This window comes from Pseudomonas sp. 05N434, assembly GCF_056396965.1.
This window is the reverse complement of the sequence record NZ_JBFTMK010000463.1, coordinates 1-4,080: the sequence shown is the minus strand read 5'-3', so window position 1 is coordinate 4,080 and position 4,080 is coordinate 1. Positions and strand designations below refer to the sequence as shown.

Sequence of the window (4,080 nt, the reverse complement as noted above, 5' to 3'; positions counted from 1 at the left end):
GAATAGAGTCGCCGCGCCCACGCTGACCTGCTCTCTTTTCAATCGAGACATACCCGCCGGATTACCGAATACCGTGCTCGCATCTTCAGCGGATGAGGAGCGCCCGGCAAACCCGGACCCCATCCCACTGACGCTTTGTTCATTGAGAGCGAAACCGCTTGCAAACACATTTGAAGATGCGAGCACGACAGCGAGGCCAAATGGGCTCTTGAGCAATATTTTTTTCATTGTTTGAACTCTATGGGATCACTGAGATGAAGCAGTAGAAGCAACGGCTCACCATATTTATTCATGTGACCAATTCAGTCAACGGTCACAATGCGAATAAATGAAATGCCCTTCGACGACTGGAAGAAGGGCAAAGTGAAAAGCCGTTTTGGTGATGTGTCGCTTACACAGGCATGACGTAAAACCGTTAGCCGAAGGTCAAGGCATGAGGCTACGCAAAATGAGGTTGGCGGTGAGCGTGGGCGCCTCCTCGACATAATCGAGGTTGTACTGCAGGAGTAAAGGATTGACGAAAGGCCGCAAAGCCAGATGTATCGCTTCTACTGTTTCGTCCAGGGGAGTCTTGCGTTCAAATTCGCCGATCTCTCGCCCCTCCCGCACGATTTGCAACACGAAGCGTTTGATCTGTGCGTCATAAGCCTGCGTACTGGGCCAGCTTTCCGACGCCGCAAATGCTGCAATGTCATAGAGTTTTCGGTCGTTAAAGAACAGATTCACGCCTGTGGCGACCACAGTTTTGACCAATCGTCGAAAGCGTTCCGTCGGCGACAGGTCTTCTACATTGATCGCCTGCTCCACAGCCGCGACGATTTCTGCCAGACAATTTGCGCAGATGGCTTCACCGATCGCCTGCTTGGAATCAAAAAATTTGTAGATGTAGGCCTTGGAAAACCCAATGGCCCTAGCCAGGTCGGAAACCGTGGTTTTGCCGTAGCCGTACTGACTGAAGTGTTCGTTGGCCGCCGCAACAATCTGGTCTCGAATGTCGTGATCGGCTGGGCCACGGGGGCTGGGCGAAGCTGAAGATATTGATGGCTGATTCATGGGAACAGCTTACTCATCCTATCGAGGACTGACAACTTGTGACCGACAAGATATATAGTCACAAATCGGCCATTTTGAACGACTTTTCCGAACGCCCACAAACTTCATCACTTGAGCCGGTCGACAGTGGCTGCCTCGAGGAGTTGTTGCAACAGATTGGCTAACCCTCCGTATGTCGAGACCAAGCACTGCAAAAGGAGTAAATTTTGAGAGTCCTTGCCCAAGTGGTGTCTATAATTTTTCAGATATCGGCCCCATTGGTCAGTGAATACAAATGCCCGCAGATGACGACTCGCTGCCCGGTTCTGAAATTCTCTTCGATGAAGCTGATTGTGGCTTACTGCTTACCGCAGAAAATGGACAGATCGCACAGGTCAACCTCACCTTCTGCCGCTGGATTRGCTACCGCAGGAGTGAGCTGGTCGGTCGTCACATCCAAGACCTGATGAGCCCTGAAGGGAGGACGTTTCACAGGACGTACTGGGCGCCCCTTATGCAAATCCAGGGCGTGATCGCTGATGTCAAATTCGATCTCGTTCACTACAACGGACATTCAATTCCGATGATGCTCAGCGCCGTCCGTTGTGAGAGTTCTGCTGGCATATTTCATGAAATGACGCTGTTCAAAGCCGAAGATCGGCAAAGATACGAGCGTGAGCTGCTCCATGCCCGAATGCTCGCAGAAAGACATTTGGCAAAACACCTCAAGGATCAACGGGTGATGGATATCACCCAAGACAAGCTGCGCATCACTTACGCCGCGGCGGAAGACCGGGCCCTGTTCGCCGAGCAGCTTATCGGGATTGTCAGTCACGACCTGCGCAACCCATTGTCGGCGATAAAAATGGCAACAGAACTGCTGGGCCGCAGGGAGATGGATGCTAAGCAGGCACAAATCCTTGGCCACATCACCCACTCCGCAGAGCGCGCGCAGCGTCTGGTGGCCGATCTGCTGGATTTCACCTTGACGCAGGTCGGGCGAGGTATCGCAGTTCTGCCCAAACCCGTCGATCTACACGAACTGGTGGCCGACTGTCTGGACGAGTTGAGTCTGGCGTTCCCCGGGCATGAATTGACCCACCTGCGTTATGGGCAAGGTGACTTTACTGCTGACAGTGATCGACTCTATCAGCTCATCGGCAACCTGGTCGCCAATGCAGTCGCCTACGGTGCTGCCGATAGCGGAGTCACCGTTTCTTCGCGCATCGAAGATCCAGCGGTCATTATTACAGTCCACAACCTTGGCACACCCATACCACCTGAGTTGCTCAAGGACCTGTTCGAACCGATGATCCGCGGCAGTCATGACAATGCTGAACTTAGAAGTGTCGGGCTGGGTTTGTTCATTGTTCGTGAGATCGCCAGGGCGCACCACGGCGACGTGGCTGTAACGTCTTCTCTAACGAGCGGAACAACATTCACTGCAACCTTTCCTCGCACCATAAATTAGCTTGGGTTGACCTTCGCTCAACCCCGTCGCCCTCCTTTGCTAGCCGTCGATAGCGTGGTGTGTTGCTTGCCAATCTGGTCCGCGAAGACTGGTGCCCTTCAACGACAAAACGCCTACCAGTTTACTGTTCGCCCGCAAATTGCCCAATCGCTCAGGCTGGGAAAACACTGGAGTAAGCCGAACGGGGTGTGTCCTGCAGCCACGGCGCACTCCTCGAGCACATGCAAATTAGCCGAGGTTGCCGCGAGGTGCCGCCGTCGAGACTGGTTCGGGGAACGGAACTGCGAACGAAGGTGTCATCTGTATTAGGCACCATGGTGTCGCAATCCTGTTGGGATAGAGAGGTGGTTTTCATGAACAATATTATCTACATCGTCGGGGCAGTTGTGATTGTCCTGGTTATTCTGTCGTTTGTCGGCCTTGTATAGCCTTAGCTGCCAGCTGAGAACCGTCCTGATGGCGCCTGCCTGACAGGGTGTATTTATGTTGCTACCCCCTGCCCTCGCAACATCGCAATATCCCGCTTGGGGGGTACGCCAAACAGACGGCTGTATTCGCGGCTGAACTGCGATGGGCTTTCATAGCCGACCTGGTAGGCTGCGCTTGATACTTCCTGATGCTCGTTGAGCATCAATCGCCTCGCCTCGTTCAATCGCAACCACTTCTGGTACTGCAACGGGCTCATCGAGGTGAGCTGGCGGAAGTGGTGATGAAWGGTGGGTGTGCTCATCTGCACTCGCGCCGCAAGTTCTTCGACGCGAAGCGCCGAGGCGTAATTCAACTTCAGCCAGTCGATGGCTTTTGCGATGCGATAACCCTGGCCATCGACCGAGGTAATCTGCCGCAACCTGGCGGCCTGATCACTCTTCAAGAGACGATAGTGAATCTCGCGCTGAATCAGGGGCGCAAGCACAGGGATGGCTTCGGGTTCATCGAGTAGCGCCAGCAAGCGCTCGAACGACGCCAACATGGCAGGCGTTACTGAACCAATCCCGACACCTTTCACCACTGATCGATCACGGGTTGGCGGCAAGTCACCCTGCACTATCAGCTCAGCCAGCATGCGCAGATCGAGCTTCAAAGTCAGCCCCAGGCATGGCTGCTCCGGGCTTGCCGCCAGCACCTCAGAATTGGCGGGCAAGTCCAATGAGGTGATCAGAAATCGCGACGTGTCATACGGGTAGCCCTCGCCACCTACCCAAAGCTGTTTCTCCCCCTGGGCGACGAGGATGATGCTTGGCTCGACCATGCAGACGACGGGCGGCGACGGATGTTCGCGCCTGAAAAAGCCCAGGCCCGTAATGGGCGTACCGTAGTCACCTGGTTTCGGGATCTGCTCGCTAATGATCCGCGCAAGCGTTTCTTGTGGCGACAGGTGTTGAGCAGCGGTGTCGTGTTTGATCGTCATGTTCGCCTTGTACCTCTTCGCTGAACTCTAACTCGCCCGCTTACGACCGTCCTGCAAAAAAACAGAGACTCATAGAATCAGGCAAGTAATCCAGTGCAATGCACTACAGGGAGTCTGGGCAGAGCCGGAAAATGTTCATCCGACAAAGCCATTGAGGACTCTCCCATGC

Annotated in this window: 4 protein-coding genes; 1 reads left to right on the top strand and 3 read right to left on the bottom strand. The window is 54.3% G+C overall.

Annotation, left to right across the window (positions count from 1 at the left end; all coding sequences use genetic code 11):
• Together AC1DLB_RS23410 and AC1DLB_RS23405 are read right to left on the bottom strand one after the other, a co-directional pair.
• Positions 1–228 (bottom strand): outer membrane protein transport protein (locus AC1DLB_RS23410; RefSeq protein WP_477785725.1); only part of this gene is annotated, 228 nt, incomplete at its 3' end.
• Between the two features lie 198 nt (positions 229–426).
• The gene (locus AC1DLB_RS23405; protein WP_018927737.1) at positions 427–1,053 is read right to left on the bottom strand and encodes a TetR/AcrR family transcriptional regulator; all 627 of its coding nucleotides are present in this window, start codon (positions 1,051–1,053) and stop codon (positions 427–429) included.
• A 274-nt stretch (positions 1,054–1,327) separates the two neighbouring features.
• On the opposite strand from AC1DLB_RS23405, the gene AC1DLB_RS23400 reads away from it, so the two are divergent.
• Positions 1,328–2,503 carry a PAS domain-containing sensor histidine kinase gene (locus tag AC1DLB_RS23400; protein ID WP_477785724.1) on the top strand — a complete coding sequence of 392 codons (1,176 nt, stop codon included), beginning with the start codon at positions 1,328–1,330 and terminating at the stop codon, positions 2,501–2,503.
• 481 nt (positions 2,504–2,984) lie between these two features.
• Here AC1DLB_RS23400 and AC1DLB_RS23395 read toward each other — a convergent pair whose 3' ends face one another.
• Complete coding sequence (locus AC1DLB_RS23395) at positions 2,985–3,911, bottom strand: AraC family transcriptional regulator (protein ID WP_477785723.1); 927 nt, start codon at positions 3,909–3,911, stop codon at positions 2,985–2,987.
• Between the last annotated feature and the right edge of the window lie 169 nt (positions 3,912–4,080).

Excerpts from the sequence above, each read along its gene's own strand:
- AC1DLB_RS23405 (WP_018927737.1), bottom strand. The coding sequence starts at position 1,053 with ATGAATCAGCCATCAATATCTTCAGCTTCGCCCAGCCCCCGTGGCCCA.